Consider the following 20,870-nt stretch of genomic DNA (forward strand, 5'->3'; position numbering starts at 1 on the left):
TGCCGACCGTGAGGACTCCCGTGAACGAGAACAAGCTCCGCGACTACCTCAAGCGCGTGACGGCGGACCTCCAGCGCACGAAGGCCCGCCTGCGCGAGGTCGAGGAGGGCAGCGGGGAGCCGATCGCCATCGTGGCGATGGGCTGCCGCTACCCCGGCGGGGTGACCAGCCCCGAGGAGCTGTGGGACCTGGTCGCGGGCGAGGTCGACGCGATCACCCCGTTCCCGGCCGAGCGCGGCTGGGCCATCGAGGGCACCGGGGCCTTCGTGGACGACGTCGCCGGGTTCGACGCGGACCTGTTCGGCATCTCCCCGCACGAGGCGCTCGCGATGGATCCGCAGCAGCGGCTGCTGCTGGAGACCGCGTGGGAGGTGTTCGAGCGGGCCGGGATCGACCCCACCTCGCTCAAGACCAGCAAGACCGGTGTGTTCGCCGGCGTGCAGTACCAGGACTACGCGTCCCGCCCGCTGGCCGTGTCCGACGAGGTGCGGCCCTACCTCGGGCAGGGCAGCTCGGACAACATCGTGTCCGGTCGCGTGGCCTACGCGTTCGGTCTGGAGGGCCCGGCGGTCTCCATCGACACCGCCTGCTCCTCCTCGCTGGTCGGCATCCACCTGGCCGGGCAGTCGCTGCGGTCGGGCGAGTGCGACCTCGCGCTGGCGGGCGGCGTCATGGTGATGTCCACCGACGCCGCGTTCGCCGAGATGGCCGTGCAGGGCGGGCTGGCCGCCGACGGCCGCTGCAAGTCGTTCTCCGCCGGGGCCGACGGCACCGGCTGGGGCGAGGGCGTCGGCCTGCTCCTGCTGGAACGGCTGTCCGACGCGCGCCGCAACGGGCACCCGGTGCTCGCGGTGATCCGCGGGTCCGCGGTGAACCAGGACGGCGCCAGCAGCAGGCTCACCGCGCCCAACGGGCCCGCGCAGCAGCGGTTGATCCGCACCGCGCTGGCGGGCGCCGGGCTCGCACCGTCCGAAGTGGACGTCGTGGAGGCCCACGGCACCGGCACCCCGCTGGGCGACCCGATCGAGGCCCAGGCCCTGATCGCGACCTACGGCAAGGAGCGCGAACGGCCGCTGCTGCTGGGGTCGCTGAAGTCGAACATCGCGCACACCCAGGCCGCGGCCGGGGTCGGCGGCGTGATCAAGATGGTGCTCGCCATGCGGGCCGGGATCGTGCCCGCGACCCTGCACGTCGACCGGCCGACGCCCGCGGTGGACTGGTCGGACGGCACCGTGCGGCTGGTGACCTCCGCCGAGCGGTGGCCGGACACCGGCCGCCCCCGCCGGTCCGCCGTGTCGTCGTTCGGCGTGAGCGGCACCAACAGCCACGTCATCCTCGAACAGGCGCCCGACGCCGAACCGGAACCCGCGGGCGCCGTGGACGGTTCCCCGGTCGCCTGGGTGCTGTCCGGCCGCACCGGGGCCGCGCTGCGCGGTCAGGCCGGGCGGCTGGCGGACTTCCTGGCGGAGCGGCCGGACACGCGGGTCGCGGACGTCGCGCACTCCCTGGCCACCACCCGCGCGGCGCTGGAGCACCGCGCGGTGCTGATCGGCGCCGACCGGGCCGAGTTCCTGGCCAAGCTGACCGACCTGGCCGCGGACTCGCCGTCGACCGACGCGGTCCGCGGTGTGGCCTCCGGCGACGCGCCGGACGTCCTGTTCGCGTTCCCCGGCCAGGGGACGCAGTGGGCGGGCATGGCGGTCGACCTGCTCGACACGTCCCCGGTGTTCCGCGACCGGCTGCTGGAGTGCGCCGACGCGCTGGCCCCGCACGTGGACTGGTCGCTGCCGGAGGTGCTGCGCGGCGAAGGACCCGGCCTGGAGCGGGTGGACGTCGTGCAGCCCGTCCTGTTCGCGGTGATGGTGGCGCTGGCCGCGCTGTGGGAGTCCTGCGGGATCACCCCGGACGCCGTGATCGGGCACTCGCAGGGCGAGATCGCCGCCGCCGTGGTCGCGGGAGGACTGTCCCTTGAGGACGGTGCCCGCGTGGTCGCGCTGCGCAGCCGGGCCCTGAAGGTGTTGAGCGGCATGGGCGGCATGATGTCCGTCGCCCTGCCCGCCGCCGAGGTGCGCGACCTGTTGACCGGCGACCTCTCGCTGGCGGCGGTGAACGGCCCGTCGTCGGCGGTCGTCTCCGGCGACCCCGCGGCGCTGGTGGTGTTGCGCGATCGGCTGCACGGCCGCGATGTCCGGGCCACCGTCCTGCCGGTCGACTACGCGTCCCACTCCGCGCACGTCGAACGGATCGAGCAGGAGCTGCTGGACGCGCTGGACGGCGTTTCCCCGGTGTCCTCGGACATCGCGTTCTACTCGTCGGTCACCGGCGGCCTGCTCGACACGGCCGGGCTCGACGCCGCCTACTGGTACCGGAACCTGCGGCGGACCGTGGAGTTCGAGCGGGCCGCACGGGCAGCGTTGGCCGACGGTCACGGTGTCGTGCTGGAGGTCGGGCCGCACCCGGTGCTCACCAACGCCGTGCAGGAGACCGCCGAGACGGCCGGGTCGGCGGCGGTGGCGCTCGGCTCGCTGCGTCGGGACGACGGCGGCTCGCGGCGCGTGCTCACCACGCTCGGCGAGCTGCACGCCGCGGGTGTCGTCGTGGACTGGTCCGCGGCGCACGCCCCGCACGCGCCCCGCGTGATCGCCCTGCCCACCTACGCCTTCCAGCGCAAGCGCTACTGGCTGGAGACCGTGCCCGCGACCGGCGACCTCCGCGCCGCCGGGCTGGGCACCCCCGACCACCCGCTGCTCGGCGCCGTCGTGTCGGTCGCCGACGGCGACGGCGTGCTGTTCACCGGGCAGCTGTCCCGCCGCACGCACCCGTGGCTGGCCGACCACGCCGTCGGCGACGCCGTCCTCCTGCCGGGCGCCGCGCTGCTGGAACTCGCCATCCGCGCGGGCGACCAGGTCGGCTGCGGCCGGGTCGAGGAGCTGACCCTCGAAGCGCCGCTGCTGCTCTCCGACGACGGCGCGGTCACCATCCAGGTCGCCGTCGGCACGCCGGACGAGCAGGGCCGCCGACCGCTGACCGTGTTCGGCCGCGTCGGCGACGACGACTGGACCCGCCACGCCGGCGGCGTCCTCGCCCCGACCCCCGCTCCCGCGCCCGCCACCGAGACCGCGTGGCCGCCCGCCGGGGCCGAGCCGATCGACGTGTCCACCCTCTACGACGACTTCGCGGGCGTTGGCTTCCACTACGGCCCCGCGTTCCGCGGCCTGCGCGCCGCCTGGCGACTCGGCGCCGAGGTGTTCGCCGAGGTCGAGCTGCCCGAGGACCACCGCGGCACGGCCACCGCCTACGGCCTGCACCCGCTGCTGCTCGACGCCTCGCTGCACGCCTCCGGCGCCGGGACGACCCCCGCGGGCTGGCTGCCGTTCTCCTGGTCCGGCGTGACGCTGCACGCCGCCGGAGCGGCCGCCCTGCGGATGCGGCTGACCCCGGCCGGGCCGTACGGGTTCGCCCTCGAAGCCCGCGACGGCGCGGGTGCCCCGGTGCTGACCGTCGAGTCGCTGCTGCTGCGGCCGACCCCGGTCGGCGGCCTGAAGACCGGCCGCGACCCGCTCCGCGACGCCCTGTTCCGGCTGGACTGGGCACGGCTGCCCGGCACCGCCCCGGCGACCGGCTGGGCCGAACTGCCCGACGTGGCACCGGTCGTGGTCGCGCGGATCGGCGGCACGGACTCCACCGACGTCGTGGCCGCCACGCACGAGGCCGTGCGCGCCGCGCTGGAGCTGGTGCAGACGTGGCTGGCCGACGAGCGCTACCTAGACTCCCGGTTGGTGGTCGTCACCCGTCGCGCGGTCGCCGCGCGCGACGGCGAGGACGTGCTCGACCTGCCCGCCGCGGCCGCGCGGGGCCTCATCCGGTCCGCCCAGTCCGAGCACCCCGACCGCTTCGGCCTGCTCGACCTCGACGCCGAGACCGACCTGGCCGCCGGGCTCGGCGCGTTCGGCCCCGACGAGGACCAGGTCGCCGTGCGCGGGGGAGAGGTCCTGGTGCCGCGGCTGGTCCGGACCCCGGCCGGGGCACGGCCCGCGTGGGACCCGGAGGGCACGGTCCTGATCACCGGCGGCACCGGTGTGCTCGGCGGGATCGTGGCCCGGCACCTGGTGGTCGAGCACGGCGTGCGGAACCTCGTGCTGGCCGGACGCGGTGGCGGTGCGGCCGAACTGGTGGCCGAACTGGCCGCGCACGGCGCCACCGCGACCGCCGTCGCCTGCGACGTCTCCGACCGGGACGCGCTCGCCGCCCTGATCGCCGAACACCCGCCGACCGCCGTCGTGCACGCCTCCGGGGTGCTCAGCGACGGCGTGGTCACCTCGCTCACCGCCGACCGGCTCGGCCCGGTCCTGCGGCCGAAGGTCGACGCCCTCGTGCACCTGCACGAGCTGACCCGCGACCTCGACCTGTCGGCGTTCGTGCTGTTCTCCTCGGGCGCGGGCCTGCTCGGCGGCGCGGGCCAGGGCGGCTACACCGCCGCCAACGCCTTCGTCGACGCCTTCGCCCAGCACCGCCGCCACCACGGCCTGCCCGCGGTGTCCGTGGCGTGGGGGCTGTGGGAGACCCCGACCGGCCTCACCGGCCACCTCGGCGCGGACGACCTGCGGCGGATCGCCGAATCCGGGATGCGGCCGCTGCCGACCGCGCTGGGCCTCGCGCTGTTCGACGCGGCCGTGGACGCCGGGCCCGCGTTCCTGACCGCGATGTCCGTGGACGTCACCGCGCTGCGCGACCAGCTGGTCGTGCCGGTGCTGCGCGCCCTGGTCCGCACGCCCGTGCGCCGCCCGCTCGCCGCGCTGACCGGCGACGGCGCGTCCGGCCTGGCCCGCGACCTGGCCGCGCTGCCCACCGACGGCCGGACCCGGCTGCTCACCGAGACCCTGCGCGGGCACGTCGCCGCCGTCCTCGGCCACGGCTCCGCGGACGACGTCGACGCCCGCCGCGCGTTCCGCGACCTGGGCTTCGACTCGCTGGCCGCCGTCGCGCTGCGCAACCGGCTGGCCGCCGCGACCGGCCTGCGGCTGCCCGCGACGCTCGTGTTCGACCACCCGTCCCCGGCCGAACTGGCCGCGCACCTGCTGGAACGGCTGTTCGACTCGGCGGACGCGCCCGTCGTCACCCCGGCCGCCCCCGCGGCGGCCGTCGACGGCGACCCGATCGTCGTGGTCGCGATGAGCTGCCGCCTGCCCGGCGGCGCCGACACCCCCGAGCGGTTCTGGGACCTGGTGTCCGGCGAGGCCGACGCGGTGTCGGAGTTCCCGCGCGACCGCGGCTGGGACGTGGACGGGCTCTACCACCCCGACCCCGACCACCCCGGCACGACCTACACCCGCGAGGGCGGGTTCCTGGTCGACCCCGCCGACTTCGACCCGGCGTTCTTCGGCATCTCCCCGCGCGAGGCCATCGCCACCGACCCGCAGCACCGGCTGCTGCTGGAGGTCACCTGGGAGGCGTTCGAGCGCGGCGGCATCGACCCGGACTCGCTGCGCGGCAGCGACACCGGCGTGTTCGCCGGGGTGATGTCCAACGACTACACCCTGCGCCTGGACCGCATCCCGGAGGAGGCCGTCGACTTCGTCGGCCTCGGCAACTCGCCCAGCGTGCTGTCCGGCCGGGTCTCCTACACGTTCGGGTTCCAGGGCCCCGCCATCACCGTGGACACGGCGTGCTCGTCGTCGCTGGTGGCCATCCACCTCGCCGCGCAGGCCCTGCGCAACGGCGAGTGCTCGCTGGCCGTCGCGGGCGGCGTCACCGTCATGTCCACACCGCTGCTGTTCGTGGACTCCAGCCGCCAGCGCGGCCTCGCCCCCAACGGCCGCAGCAAGGCGTTCGCCGCCGCGGCCGACGGCGTCGGCATGGCCGAGGGCGCGGGTGTCGTGCTGCTGGAGCGGCTGTCCGACGCGGTCCGCCACGGCCACCCCGTGCTGGCCGTCGTGCGCGGCAGCGCGGTCAACCAGGACGGCGCGTCCAACGGGCTCGCCGCCCCCAACGGCGCCGCGCAGCGCCGGGTCATCCAGCAGGCGCTCGCCGCGTCCGGGCTGGCGGCGGGCGACGTGGACGCCGTCGAGGCGCACGGCACCGGCACCCGGCTCGGCGACCCGATCGAGGCGGGCGCGCTGCTGGCGACCTACGGCCGCGACCGCGCGGGCGACCCGCTGTGGCTGGGGTCGGTCAAGTCGAACATCGGCCACGCCCAGGCCGCCGCGGGCGTGGCGGGCGTGATCAAGATGGTGCTGGCCCTGCGGCACGCGATCCTGCCGCGCACCCTGCACGTGGACGCTCCGACGCCGGAGGTGGACTGGTCCTCCGGCTCGGTGGAGCTGCTGACCGAGGCGCGGGACTGGACGCCGAACGGGCGGCCGCGCCGGGCGGGGGTGTCGTCGTTCGGCGTGAGCGGCACCAACGCGCACGTGATCATCGAGGAGTTCCCCGAACCGGCACGCGTCCCGGCGGTCGAGTCGGGTCCGCTGGCGTTCCCGCTGTCGGCCCGCAGCGCGGACGCGGTGCGCGAGCAGGCGCGGGACCTGCTGGACCACGTCGAGGCGCACCCGGACCTGGCACCGGCCGACATCGCGTTCACCCTCACCACCGGGCGGGCCGCGTTCGACCACCGGGCCGTGGTCGTCGGCGACCTGGCGCGCGGACTCGCAGCGCTCGCCGACGGCCTGCCCGACCCCTCCGTGGTGATCGGACAGGTCGGCCGCGGCGGCACCAGGCCGGTGTTCGTCTTCCCAGGCCAGGGCTCCGAGTGGGTCGGCATGGGCCGTGACCTGGCCGCCGCGCACCCGGTGTTCGCGACCCGGCTGCGCGAGTGCGACGAGGCGTTCCGCCCGCACACCGGCTGGTCGGTGCTCGACGTGCTGAACCAGGCCGACGGCGCTCCGGGGCTGGACCACACCACCGTGGTGCAGCCGGTGCTGTTCTCCGTCATGGTGTCGCTGGCCGCGCTCTGGCGCTCGCACGGCGTCGAACCGGCGGCCGTGGTCGGCCACTCGCAGGGCGAGGTCGCCGCGGCCGTGGTCGCGGGCGTGCTGCCGCTGGCCGACGCCGCCCGGATGCTCGTGCTGCGCAGCACGCTGCTCGCGGCGGAACTGGTCGGCAAGGGCGTGATCGCCGTCGTCGCGCTGCCCGCCGAGCGGGTGCGCGCGGACCTCGCGCCCTGGGGCGACCGCGTTGTGGTGTCCGGCGTCAACGGGCCGACCGCCACGTCGATCTCCGGTGAGATCGACGCGGTCACCGGACTGGTCGCCGGGTGGAAGGCCGCGGGGGAGCGGGCCAGGGTGGTCCCGGCCAGCGGCGCGACGCACAGCCCGCAGGTCGAGCCGGTGCGCGGGCCGCTCCTCGAAGCACTGGCCGAGCTGCGTCCGACCGACGGCGACGTGGCCTTCTACTCCACGGTGACCGCCGAACCGACGCCCGGCGCCTCCCTCGACGCCGGCTACTGGTTCGAGAACGCCCGCCGCCCGGTCGACTTCGTGGGGACCGTGCGGCGGCTGCTCGCCGACGGGCACGACCTGTTCGTCGAGTGCAGCCCCCACCCCGCGCTGGTCTCGGCGCTCGTCGAGATCGCCGAGGACGCCGGGAGCGACGCGGTCGCCGTGGGCTCGCTGCGCCGCGACGACGGCGACGCGGACCGGTTCCTCAAGTCCGTGGCGGAGCTGCACGTCCGGCGCGGCGCGGTCGACTGGACGCGGGTGCTCGGCACCACCGGCGGCAGGCACGTCGAGCTGCCGACCTACCCGTTCCAGCGCCGCCGCTACTGGCTGGAGTCCGCCCGCACCCCCGGCGACGTCCGGTCCGTCGGCCAGGCGACCGCCGACCACCCGCTGCTCGGCGCGTCGGTGCTGCTCGCCGAGCAGGACGGCCTGCTGCTCACCGGACGCCTGTCCACCGGCACCCACGAGTGGCTGGCCGACCACGCCCTGGGCGGCACGGTCCTGCTGCCCGGCACCGCGTTCCTGGAGCTGGCCGTCCGCGCGGGTGACCAGGTCGGCTGCGGCCGGATCGACGAGCTGGTCCTGGAAGCACCGCTGCTGCTGCCCGAGCGCGGCGGCATGGCGGTGCAGGTCGTGGCGGGTGCCGCGGACGGCACGGGCGCGCGCACGGTCCACGTGCACGCCCGCCCCGACGACGCGCCCGACGACGTGCCGTGGACCCGGTACGCCTCCGGTGTCCTGGTCCCCGACGAGCCCGCCCCGGCCGCGTGGACCGCTGCCTGGCCCCCGCCGGGCGCCGAACCGGTGGATGTGGCCGCCCACTACGCCGCCGCCGAGGGCACCGACCACGCCTACGGGACCGCCTTCCGCGGCCTGCGGGCGGCGTGGAGGTCCGGGGACGAGGTGTTCGCCGAGGTCGCGCTGCCCGACGGCCTGGTCGGCGAGGCCGACGAGTTCGGCCTGCACCCGGCGCTGCTCGACGCCGCCGTGCAGGCGACCGCGTTCGGCGACTTCTTCGACGGCGACGACCGCTTCCGGCTGCCGTTCTCGTGGTCCGGGGTGTCCCTGCACGCCGCGGGCGCGACGGCCCTGCGGGTGCGGATCCGCGCCGCGGGCTCCGAGGCCGTGGCCCTGGACGCCGTGGACACGTCCGGCGCGCCCGTCGTGTCGGTCGACTCGCTCGTGGCCCGCCCCTTCTCCGCCGACCAGCTGACCGCGGGCGACTCCGTGCTGCGGGACTCGCTGTTCCGCGTCGAGTGGTCTCCCACACCCAACGAGGAGGTCCGCCCGGTCGTGGTGGTGGGCACCGGGCTCAGCGTTCCCGGAGCCCGCGCGCACGCCACCCTCGCCGAGGTCGTGGACGTGCCCGAGGTCGTCCTGCTGGCCCCGGCCGCCGGCGACGTGCGCGACCAGCTCGGCCGCGTGCTCGGCGCGTTGCAGGAGTGGCTGGCCGAGGACCGGTTCACCGCGGCCCGGCTGGTCGTGGTGACCCGCCAGGCCGTCGCGACCGCCGAAGGCGACGACGTGGATGTCGAGCAGGCCCCGCTGTGGGGCCTGGTGCGCTCGGCGCAGTCGGAGCACCCCGGCCGGTTCGGGCTGCTCGACACCGACGGCCCCGAGGTGCCCGCCGCGGTGGCGGGAACCGCGGAACCGCAGGTCGCGCTGCGTGGAGGTACGGCGTTCGCGCCACGGCTGGTGCGCGCGGCTACCGGCGGACGGCTCGTGCCGCCGGGGCGGCGCCAGGGCTGGCGGATCGAGCACACCGGCCGCGGCACCCTGGAGGGCCTGGCCGTCGTCGCGTCGCCGGAGGCCGCCCCCGCCGCGGGCGAGGTGCGGATCTCGGTGCGCGCGGCGGGCGTCAACTTCCGCGACGCCCTCAACGCGCTCGGCATGATGCCCGCCGAGGCGGCGGGACCGCTGGGCGTGGAGGGCTCGGGCGTGGTCGTGGAGACCGGGCCGGGCGTCACCGACCTGGCTCCGGGTGACCGGGTCTTCGGCATCTTCCACGCCTACGGCACCACGGCCGTGGTGGATCGCAGGCTGGTCGCTCCGATGCCGCGGGAGTGGTCGTTCGAGCAGGCCGCGGCGGTGCCCGCGGTGTTCCTCACCGCCTACTACGGCCTGGTGGACGTCGCCGGGCTCCAAGCGGGCGAGTCGGTGCTGGTGCACGCGGCCGCGGGCGGCGTCGGCATGGCCGCCGCGCAGCTGGCGAGGCACCTGGGCGCCGAGGTCTACGGCACGGCGAGCCCGGCGAAGTGGACCGCCACCGGCCTGGGCGGGACGCGCCTGGCGTCCTCGCGGACCCTGGAGTTCGAGCGGCGGTTCCTCGACGCCACCGGCGGGCGCGGCGTCGACGTCGTCCTCAACGCGCTGGCGGGCGACTTCGTGGACGCCTCCCTGCGGCTGCTGCCGCGCGGCGGCCGGTTCGTCGAGCTGGGCATGACCGACGTCCGCGACGCCGCCGTGGTCGCCGAGACCCACCCCGGCGTGCGGTACCGCGGGTTCGGCCTCAGCGAGGCCGGTCCCGAGCGGACCCAGGAGATGCTGCGGGACCTGCTCGCGCTGTTCGAGTCGGGTGCGCTGCTGCCGCTGCCGCTGCGGATCTGGGACATCACCCGGCTGCCCGACGCGCTGCGGCACATCGGCCAGGCCAAGCACGTCGGCAAGGTGGCCGTCCGACTGCCGAGGCCGTGGGACCCCGACGGCACGGTGCTGCTCACCGGCGCCACCGGAGCGCTCGCCGGGCAGCTCGCCCGGCACCTGGTCGCCGGTCGCGGAGCGCGGCGCCTGCTGCTGCTCTCGCGCACCGCGTCCGCGGCCACCGAGCTGAAGAACGACCTGGTCGCGCTGGGTGCGACCGTCGTGCTCGTGGACTGCGACGTCGCCGACCGCGACGCCCTCGCCCGCGTCATCGCGGACATCCCGGCCGAGCACCCGCTGACCGCCGTCGTGCACACCGCGGCCGTCCTCGACGACGGCCTGCTCGCCGACCTCACCCCCGAGCGGCTGGACACCGCCCTGCGCGCGAAGGCGGACGGCGCCCGGCACCTGCACGACCTCACCGCGCACCTGGACCTGGCCGCGTTCGTGCTGTTCTCCTCCGGGGCGTCGGTGTTCGGCAGCCCCGGCCAGGCCAACTACGCGGCGGCCAACGCGTTCCTCGACGGCCTCGCCCAGCACCGCCGGGCCCGCGGCCTGCCCGCGCGCTCGATCGCCTGGGGGCTGTGGCGCGACAGCGGCGCGGCGTCCGGTCTCGACCGGATGCACCGCTCCGGCGTCGGCGCCCTGTCCACCGCCGACGGCCTCGCCCTGTTCGACGCCGGTGACGTGCTCGACGAGGCGCTGGCCGTCGCCGTCGCGCTGGACACCTCCGTCCGCGCCGAGGCCGACGTGCCGCCGCTGCTGCGCGGCCTGGTCGCCGCGAAGCGCCGCCGCAGCGCCGGGGCGGCCGTGGCGGACCTGTCCACGTTCGCGCGGCAGCTCGCCGCGCTGACCACCCCCGAGGCCGACCGGCTGCTGACCGACCTGGTGCGGTCGAACGTGGCCGTCGTGCTCGGCCACCCCTCCGCGGAGTCGGTGCCCGTCGACACGGCGTTCCGCGACCTCGGCGTCGACTCGCTGACAGCGGTGGAGCTGCGCAACCGCCTCGCCGCCGCCACCGGTCTGCGACTGCCCGCCACCCTGGTGTTCGACCACCCGTCCGCGCTCCGGCTGGCCGCGCACCTGCGCGCCACGGCACTGGGCACGGCCGAACGGGTCACGACGCCCGTCGCCCCGGTCGTGACCGGCGATGACCCGGTGGTCATCGTCGGCATGGGCTGCCGCTACCCCGGCGGCGTGAACACGCCCGCCGAGCTGTGGGACCTGCTGCGCGCCGGCGGCGACGCCGTCGGCCCACCCCCGGTCGACCGCGGTTGGGACCTCGACGCCCTCTACTCGGGTTCCGATCTGGAACACCAGGTCGCCGAGGGCGCGTTCCTGGCCGACGCGGCGGGCTTCGACGCGGACTTCTTCGGCATCTCGCCGCGCGAGGCGCTGACCATGGACCCGCAGCAGCGGCTGCTGCTGGAGACGTCGTGGGAGGCGCTGGAACGCGCGGGCATCGACCCGGCGGGCCTGCGCGGCTCGTCGACCGGCGTGTTCATCGGCCTGAGCAGCCACGACTACCTGATGCTGGTGGCCCGCTCGGACGAGGCCGCCGCCGGGTTCGTCGCCACCGGCAACTCCGGCAGCGTCGCGTCCGGCCGCATCTCCTACGCGCTCGGCTTCGAGGGCCCGGCGGTCACCGTGGACACGGCGTGCTCGTCGTCGCTGGTGGCCATCCACCTCGCCGCCCAGGCGCTGCGGACCGGTGAGTGCACGCTCGCGATCGCGGGCGGCTCGACCGTCATGGCGGCCCCGGACGGGCTGCTGGAGTTCGGCCGGAAGGGCGGTCTCGCCGCTGACGGCCGGAGCAAGGCGTTCAGCGAGCGGGCGGACGGCTTCGGCGTGGCCGAGGGCGTCGGCGTGGTGCTGCTGCAACGGCTCTCCGACGCCCGCCGCATGGGACACCCGGTGCTGGCCGTCGTGCGCGGCAGCGCGGTGAACCAGGACGGCGCGTCCAACGGGCTGACCGCGCCGAACGGGCCGTCGCAGGAACGCGTGATCCGGCAGGCGCTGGCCGCTTCCGGGCTGAGCGCCGCCGACGTGGACGCGGTGGAGGCGCACGGTACCGGCACCCGCCTTGGCGACCCGATCGAAGCCGGGGCGCTGCTGGCCACCTACGGCCAGGGCCGCGCGGGCGACCCGCTGTGGCTGGGGTCGGTCAAGTCGAACATCGGGCACACCCAGGCCGCCGCCGGCGTCGCGGGTGTGCTGAAGATGGTGCTCGCCCTGCGGCACGAGGAACTTCCGCGCACGCTGCACGTGGCCGAGCCGTCGTCCGAGGTCGACTGGGACTCGGGCGCGGTGGGGCTGCTGGCCGAGCCGGTGGCCTGGCCGCGGTCGGGCCGTCCTCGCAGGGCGGGTGTGTCGTCGTTCGGGATCAGCGGCACCAACGCGCACGTGATCATCGAGGAGCCCCCGGCGGTCGAGTCGCCGGTCGCCGCGTCCGGCGTGCTGCCGTGGGTGCTGTCCGCCCGCAGCGCGGAGGGGCTGCGGGAGCAGGCCCGCCGACTGGCCGACCGGCTCGTGGACGCCGATGACCTCGGTACCGCCGACGTCGGCCTGTCGCTCGCGGCCGGGCGCACGGCGTTCGCGCACCGCGCGGTCGTGGTCGGCAGGGAACGGGACGAGCTGCTGGCCGGGATCGAGTCGATCGCGGGCGGCGGGCTCGGGCCCGGCGTGGTGAGCGGCACGGCGGGGTCGGACGGCCGGGTGGTGTTCGTGTTCCCCGGTCAGGGGTCGCAGTGGGTCGGCATGGGTGTCGAGCTGCTGGAGACGTCCAGGGTGTTCGCGGAACGGATGGGGGAGTGCGAGCGGGCTTTGACGCCGTTCGTGGCCTGGTCGCTGCGCGGGGCGCTGGCTGATGAGGCCCTGTTGCAACGGGTGGACGTGGTGCAGCCGGTGTTGTGGGCGGTGATGGTGTCGCTCGCGGCGGTGTGGCGTTCGGTGGGTGTAGAGCCGTCGGCGGTCGTCGGCCACTCGCAGGGCGAGATCGCCGCTGCCGTGGTCGCGGGCGCGTTGTCGTTGGAGGACGGCGCACGGGTGGTCGCGTTGCGCAGCAAGGCGATCGGACGCCTGGCGGGTCGTGGCGGGATGGTGTCGGTAGCGGCTCCGCTGGCCGAGGTCGAGGCGCTGCTGGGCGAGGGCGTGTCCGTAGCGGCGGTCAACGGGCCGACGTCCGTGGTGGTGTCCGGCGAGACCGCCGCGCTGGACGAGTTCGTCGCCCGCTGCGGATCGGTGCGGGTACGGCGGATCGCGGTGGACTACGCCTCGCACTCCGCCGTGGTGGAGGAGATCCGCGACGAGCTGGCCGACCTGCTCCGCGATGTGCGGCCACGGGTGCCCGAGGTCGCCTGGCGCTCCACGGTGACCGGTGACTGGATGCGCGGCGCGGACGCCGACGGCGACTACTGGTACCGCAACCTGCGCGATCAGGTCCGCCTCGACCACGTGGTGCGGAGCCTGGTCGACGACGGGTTCGGCGTGTTCGTCGAGCCGAGCCCGCACCCGGTGCTGGTGCCCGGCATCGAGGAGACCGCGTTCGGGCTGGGTCGCGAGGTCGCCGTGACCGGCACGCTCCGCCGGGACGAAGGCGGCCGGGACCGGCTGCTGGAAGCCGCCGCGCGGGCCTGGGTGCACGGCGTCGCCGTGGACTGGGCGGGCGTGTTCGGCGGTGGCAGGCGGGTCGAGCTGCCCACCTACCCGTTCCGGCACAAGCACTTCTGGCTGCGCACCACCCCCGTCGCCGACCCGGTGGACGACGCGTTCTGGAACGCCGTCGACCGCGAGGACATCGATGCCCTCACCAACACCCTCGACACCCCCGCCGAGACGTTCGCCCCAGCGCTGAAAGCGCTGTCGACGTGGCGGCGGAGGACCAGGCAATCGTCCATTGTGGACGGCTGGCGCTACCGCGAAGCGTGGCGCACCCTGCCCGCGAAGCCCGCCGCTCCGGTCACCGGCACCTGGCTGGTGGTCGTGCCCGCCGGTCTCGAAGTCCCGTGGGCGCTCGAAGCCGTCGAGACCCCGGTGGTCGTCGAGGTCGACGGCTTCCCGGACCGGGCCGCGCTCGCTGGTCTGCTGACCGACGCGGCGGCCGAACCGGTGGCCGGCGTGCTGTCCCTGCTCGCCTTCGCCGACGGCCACCACCCGGAGCACCCGGCCCTGCCGTCCGGGCTCGCGCTCACGACCCTGCTGCTCCAGGCACTGCTGGACTCCGGGGTCGACGGTCCGTTGTGGACGGTGACGCGGAACGCCGTGGCGCAGGGCACCGAGGACGTCGACCCCGCGGCCGCGGCCGTGCGGGGCATCGGCCGGGTCGCCGCGCTGGAACACCCGCGCCTCTGGGGCGGTCTGGTCGACGTGCCCGCCGACTGCGATCCCGCGCTGCTCGCCCGAGCCCTCACCGCAGGCGGTGACGAGGACCAACTTGCCGTGCGCGGAGGGGGTGTCCTGGTCCGCCGCCTGGTGCGGGCGTCGGCGTCCCCGAAGCGCCGGAAGTGGCACCCGTCCGGCACGGTGCTGGTCACCGGTGGCACCGGCGCGGTCGGCCCGCACGTCGTGCGCTGGCTGGCCGACGCCGGGGCCGAGCACGTCGTGCTGCCCAGCCGCCGGGGCACGGAACCCGACCTCGACCTGCCCGGCGTGCGGATCACCACCGCCGCCTGCGACGTCGCCGACCCGGCCGCGGTAGCAGCGCTGGTGCGCCGCCTGGCGGAGGAGGGCACGCCGGTCAGAGCGGTCGTGCACGCCGCCGCCGCGATGGAACTGGGCTCGCTCGCCACGACACCGCTCGGCGACCTCGCCCGCGTCTTCGACGCCAAAGCCATGGGCGCCGAACACCTCGCCGCCGCGCTGGCCGACGCGGAGTTGGACGCGTTCGTGCTGTTCTCGTCCATCGCGGGCGTCTGGGGCAGTGGCGACCACGGCGCGTACGCCGCCGCCAACGCCTACCTCGACGCCTTCGCCCAGCGCCGCCGCGCCCGCGGGCAGGTGGCCACGTCGGTTGCCTGGGGCGTATGGGATTCGCCGGGCTTCACCGACGACCTCGTCCTGCCCGGCGGGCTGGACCTGGCCCGCCTGCGCGGCCGCGGCCTGCCGTTCCTCGACCCCGCGGTGGCCGTCGGCGCGCTGGGGCGGTGCCTGGACGACGACGAGACCGTGCTGGCCGTCGCCGACGTGGACTGGTCGCGGTTCGTCGACGTGTTCACCTCCGCCCGCCCGTCCACGCTGTTCACCGAGATCCCCGAGGTCGGGACGGCGGAGACCGCGTCCCCGGTCGTCGAGTCCGACCTGGTCCGGAGCCTGTCCGGGCTGAGCGCCGCCGAGGCCGACCGCGTGCTGCAGGACCTCGTCCGCGCGCAGGCCGCCGACGTGCTCGGCCACACCAGTGGCGACCTGGACCCGTCCCGCGCCTTCCGCGACCTCGGGTTCGAGTCGCTCACCGCCGTGGACCTGCGCAACCGGCTCACCGCGCTCACCGGCCTGCGGCTGCCCGCGGCCGTGGTGTTCGACTACCCCACGGTGCACGAATTGGCCCGGCACCTGCGCGAGGTGCTGCGCGGCGAGCAGGCCGCGCCCGAGGAGCAGGCGACCCCGGCCGCCGTGGACGAGCCGATCGCGATCGTGGGCATCAGCGGCCGGTTCCCCGGCGGCGTCCGCACCCCCGACGACCTGTGGGCCGTGCTGGCCGAAGGCCGTGACGTCATCACCGACTGGCCCACCGACCGCGGCTGGGCGCTCGACGGGCTCTACGACCCGGAACCCGCCGTGCCCGGCAAGTCCTCGACCAACCGCGGCGGCTTCCTGCGCGACGCCGGCGACTTCGACGCGGACTTCTTCGGCATCTCGCCGCGCGAAGCCCTGGCGATGGACCCCCAGCAGCGGTTGCTGCTGGAGACGTCGTGGGAGGTCATCGAGAGCGCGGGCATCGACCCGGCGTCCTGCCGCGGCACCCGGACCGGCGTGTTCGTCGGCTGCGCGGTCAACGGCTACACCCCGCGGCCCGGCTCCGACGTCGTCGACAGCCACTCCGTGACCGGCGGTTCCGGCAGCGTCGCGTCCGGCCGCATCTCCTACGCGCTCGGCCTGGAAGGCCCGGCGATGACGGTGGACACGGCGTGCTCGTCGTCGTTGGTGGCGATCCACCTGGCCGCGCAGGCGTTGCGCGGCGGTGAGTGCACGCTCGCGCTCGCCGGTGGCGTGACGATCATGGCGAACCTGGCCGGGTTCGTCGGCTTCAGCCAGACGCGCGGGCTCGCGCCGGACGGCGTGTGCAAGCCGTTCGCCGGTGCCGCCGACGGCATGAGCATGTCCGAGGGCGTAGGCATGGTGCTGCTGGAACGGCTCTCCGACGCCCAGCGGCTCGGGCACCGGGTCCTGGCCGTCGTGCGGGGGTCCGCGGTGAACTCCGACGGCGCGTCCAACGGCCTGACCGCGCCCAACGGGCTCGCGCAGCGCCGGGTGATCGGCCAGGCCCTGGCCGCCGCCGGGCTGACCGCGGACGACGTGGACGCGGTCGAGGCGCACGGCACCGGCACGACGCTGGGCGACCCGATCGAGGCGGACGCGCTGCTGGCCACCTACGGCCGGGGCCGTTCGGGCGTCCCGCTGCGGCTCGGCTCGGTGAAGTCGAACATCGGCCACGCCCAACTCGCCGCCGGTGTCGCCGGGGTGCTGAAGGTGGTGCTGTCGCTCAAGCACGGCCTCCTGCCGCGCACCCTGCACGTGGACGAGCCGACGTCCGAAGTGGACTGGTCGGCGGGCTCGGTGGCGCTGTTGACCGAACCGGTGGCGTGGCCCCGTTCCGAGCGTCCCCGCCGGGCGGGCGTGTCGGCGTTCGGGATCAGCGGAACCAACGCGCACCTGATCATCGAGGAGGCGCCCGCCGCCGCTGTCCAGCCCGTTCCGGTTCCCGCTGTGCTGCCGTGGGTGCTGTCGGCCAAGACCGCCCCGGCGCTGCGGGCGCAGGCGGCCCACGTGGCGGACCTCGACGCGGATCCCGCCGACATCGGCGCGTCGCTCGCCGGGCGGACGGCGTTCGCGCACCGCGCGGTGGTGGTCGGCCGCAAGCGGGACGAGCTGCTGGCCGGACTGGACGACCTCGCCGCGCTGAGCGGTGTGGCCTCGTCCGACGGCCGGGTGGTGTTCGTGTTCCCCGGTCAGGGCTCGCAGTGGGTCGGCATGGGGCTGGAACTGCTGGAGTCCTCGGCGGTGTTCGCGGAGCGGATGGGGGAGTGCGAGCGGGCGTTGGCGCCGTTCGTGGACTGGTCTTTGCGTGAGGCGCTGGCTGATGAGGCCCTGTTGCTGCGCGTGGACGTGGTGCAGCCGGTGCTGTGGGCGATGATGGTGTCGCTGGCCCAGGTGTGGCGTTCCGCCGGGGTCGAGCCGTCGGCCGTGGTGGGGCATTCGCAGGGTGAGATCGCGGCCGCCGTGGTGGCCGGGGCGTTGTCGTTGGAGGACGGCGCACGGGTGGTTGCGCAACGCAGCAAGGCGATCGGACATCTGGCGGGTCGTGGCGGGATGGTGTCGGTCGCGGCTCCTCTCGCCGAGGTCGAGGCGCTGCTGGGCGAGGGCGTGTCGATCGCGGCGGTGAACGGACCGGCGTCGGTGGTGGTGTCCGGCGAGACCGCCGCGCTGGACGGGTTCGTCGCCCGCTGCGGATCGGTCAGGGTGCGCCGGATCGCGGTGGACTACGCGTCGCATTCCGCCGTGGTGGAGGAGATCCGCGACGAGCTGGCGGAGCTGCTGCGGGACGTGACGCCGCTGGTGCCGGTGATCCCCTGGCGTTCGACGGTGTCCGGCGAGTGGATGCGCGGAGCCGCCGCGGACGGCGACTACTGGTTCCGCAACCTGCGCGAACGGGTGCGGCTCGCCGACGTCGTGGACGGCCTGATCGGCGACGGGTACGGGGTTTTCGTGGAGCCGAGCCCGCATCCGGTGCTGGTGCCCGGCATCGAGGAGACCGCGTTCGGGCTGGGCCGCGAGGTCGCGGTGACCGGCACGCTCCGCCGGGACGAGGGCGGCCTGGAGCGGGTGCTCGAGTCGTTCGCCCGCGCGTGGGTGAACGGGGTCGACGTCGACTGGACGAGCCTGTCCGGCGGCACCCGGATCGACCTGCCCACCTACCCGTTCCAGCACGAGCGGTACTGGCCCGACGGCCCGGCCACGACGACCGGTGACGTGTCCGGCGCGGGCCTGCTCGACCTGGACCACCCGCTGCTCGGCGCGGGCGTCTCGCTGGCGGGCGGCGACTCGTACCTGTTCACCGCGCGGCTGTCGCTGGCCGCGCAGCCCTGGCTGGCCGAGCACGCCCTGCTGGGCGCGGTGGTCGTGCCGGGCGCCGCGCTCGCCGAGGCCGCGATCCGGGTCGGCGACCAGGTCGGCTGCCCGAACGTCGAGGAGCTCACCCTCCAGGCGCCGGTGGTCGTGCCGCAGACCGGCGGGCTCACCGTGCAGGTGCAGGTCGACGAGCCCGGCCCCGACGGCACCCGCCAGGCGCGGATCTACTCGCGGACCGGTGCCGAGGGCCCGTGGCAGCCGCGCGCGACCTGCGTGCTGGCCCCTGGCGATTCGCCGCTGCCGCAGGAGTACCGCACGTTGGCGGGGGAGTGGCCGCCTGCCGGTTCGTCCACCGTGGACATCACCGGCCTCTACGGCGACTTCGCCTCCGCCGGGTACGACTACGGGCCCGTGTTCCGCGGGCTGACCGCGGCGTGGCGCCGGGGCGACGAGGTGTTCGCCGAGGTGACCCTGCCCGGCGAGCCCGGCGCGTTCGGCGTCCACCCCGCGCTGCTCGACGCCGCGCTGCACGCGTCCTGGCTGGACGCGGCGGGCTCGGGTGACCGGACGGTGTCCATGCCGTTCTCCTGGACCGGTCTCCGGCTGCACTCGACCGCCGCGACCGCGGTCCGGGTGCGGCTCGCGCCCACGTCGGACGGCGGGACGCAGGTCCTGCTGGCCGACCCGACGGGAGCGCCGGTCGTGTCGGTGGACTCCCTGGTGGCCCGGCCCCTGCCCGTGGCGGGGCTCGGGTCCGCGCCGGATTCCCTGTTCGTGCTGGACTGGCCGGAGGTGCCCGCCGCCCCGGCGCGCACCGAACCCGTGGTGGTCCGGATCGACCCGGCGGGCGAGGACGGCGCCGCCGTGCGCGCGGCCGTGCACCGCGCGCTGGAGGCCGTCCGCACCAGGCTGGAGCAGGACGAGACCGAGGACCGGCCCCTGGTCGTGGTGACCCGGCGGGCCGTCGGAGTCGACGACGAGGACGTGCTCGACCTGGCCGGTGCCGCCGTCTGGGGGCTGCTCCGCACCGCGCAGGCCGAACACCCCGGCCGGTTCGTGCTCGCCGACACCGACGGGCTGCCCGCGTCGGAGGACGTCCTCGCCGCCGCCGTGGCCACCGGTGAACCCCAGGTCGCCCTCCGCGACGGCAGGATCCGCGTGCCACGACTGGCGCGTGCGGGGGCGGCGACCACCACCGGGTCGCCCTGGCTCCCGGACGGCACCGTGCTGGTCACCGGTGCCGGCGGTGTGCTCGGCGGCGCGGTCAGCAGGCACCTGGTCACCGCGTGCGGGGTCCGGAGCCTGCTGCTGGTCGGCCGCGGCGGGGCTCCCGCCGAACTGGTCGACGACCTGGTCGCCCTCGGCGCCGACGTCACGTCCGCCGCGTGCGACGTGGCCGACCGGCAGGCCCTCGCCGACGTGCTGGCAGCCGTCCCCGCCGACCGGCCGCTGGCCGGGGTGGTGCACTGCGCCGGGGTGGTCGACGACGCCCCCGTCACCGCGCTCACCGCCGACCAGCTCGACCACGTGCTCCGCCCGAAGGTGGACGGCGCGCTCAACCTGCACGAGCTGACCGGCCCCCTGCCGGTGTTCGCGCTGTTCTCCTCGGCGTCGGGCACCACCGGGTCGCCGGGCCAGGCCGGCTACACCGCGGCCAACGCGTTCCTGGACGCGCTGGCCCGCCGTCGCCGTGCGGGCGGGATGCCCGCGCAGTCGCTCGGGTGGGGCCTGTGGGCCCGCCGCGGCGCGATGACCGGCGGTCTCGGCGACGCCCAGGTCGCCCGAGGACACCGGGACGGCGTCGGGGAGCTGTCCGACGCCGAAGGGCTCGCGCTGTTCGACGCGGCCCTGGCCCGGCCCGACCGGGCGTTGCTGCTGCCGTTGCGGATCGACCTGCGCGGCGTGCGGCCCGGCGAGGAGCCCCCGCTGCTGCGCGGACTCGTCACCGGCAGGCGCACCCGTCGGACCGCGGCCGCCGCCGTTCCCGCCGACGGGGGAGCGGACCTGCGGCGCAAGCTGGCCGCGCTGGACGCCGAGGGCGTCGAACTGCTGCTGGACGAGCTGGTGCGCACCCAGGTGGCGGCCGTGCTCGGCCACACCGGACCGGCCGCGGTCGACCCCGACCGGGCGTTCGGCGAGACCGGGTTCGACTCGATCACCGCGGTGGAGCTGCGCAACCGGCTCGGCGCGGCGACCGGGCTGCGGCTCCCGCCGACGCTGGTGTTCGACCACCCGACTCCTGCCGCCGTAGCCGCCCACCTGGCCGTCCGGCTCGCCCCGGAGGTGCCCGCCGCGCCTGCGGACCCGGTGCTCGGGGACGGCGCGGTCCGGGACCTGCTCCGCACGATCCCGGTCGACCGCCTGCGGGCCGCCGGGCTGCTGGACGGCCTGCTGCGGCTCGCGGACGAACCCGCGTCCGACGGCGCCCCGAAGGACTTGAGCGAGCTGGACGCCGACGAACTGGTCCGACTGGCCATGGGCGGCTCCGGTCTCCCCGACGACGAGTGACGG

1 pseudogene is annotated in these 20,870 nt (G+C 75.9%); it reads left to right on the forward strand.

Going from position 1 to position 20,870, the window contains the following annotated elements:
* Positions 1 to 47 precede the first annotated feature (47 nt).
* Positions 48 to 20,867, forward strand: a pseudogene (locus tag RM788_RS50555) (type I polyketide synthase); the annotation flags it as partial.
* Between the last annotated feature and the right edge of the window lie 3 nt (positions 20,868 to 20,870).

Origin of the sequence: Umezawaea sp. Da 62-37, from assembly GCF_032460545.1 — a bacterium.
Taxonomy (GTDB): Bacteria; Actinomycetota; Actinomycetes; order Mycobacteriales; family Pseudonocardiaceae; genus Umezawaea.